Annotated in this window: 1 pseudogene; it reads left to right on the top strand. The window is 56.8% G+C overall.

Annotation, left to right across the window (positions count from 1 at the left end):
• Nucleotides 1-421 (top strand): annotated as a pseudogene (locus tag KH400_RS21430) (hypothetical protein); the annotation flags it as partial.

Below are 421 nucleotides of genomic sequence, written 5' to 3'. Positions count from 1 at the left end.
CCACGCAGGGAGAGGGGAGGGAAAACCGAAGGCGAAGGGCCGGGAGACAAAGGGGGGGGAGGGCGGCAGGAAAGCACGCGGGCGAGGAAGACGGCAAGAGGAGCCGACCCAGGGCAGCACGGGCGGGGAGCGAGACGACAAAAAGACGGGGAGAAAACAAAGGGAGCCGGAGGACAAGGAGGGAAGAGAAAGGGAAGAAGAAGGAAAAAAGAAAGGGAAGAGGGGAGAAAAGAGGGGAAAAGAAAGGAAGGGGAAGGAAGGAGAAAAGGAGAAGGGGGAAGAGGAGGAGGAAAGGGGAAAGAGGGAGAAGAAAGGGAAAAAAAAAAAGGAGGGGGAGGGAGGGAGGGAAGAAAGGGAGAAGGAAGGAGGAAAAGGGGGAGAGGAGAGAAAGAAAAAAGGGGGGAAGAGGAAAGGGGAAGAA

The sequence above is a fragment of the Desertibacillus haloalkaliphilus genome, assembly GCF_019039105.1.
GTDB lineage: Bacteria > Bacillota > Bacilli > Bacillales > KJ1-10-99 > Desertibacillus > Desertibacillus haloalkaliphilus.
This window is presented reverse-complemented; position numbering and strand designations above follow the sequence as displayed.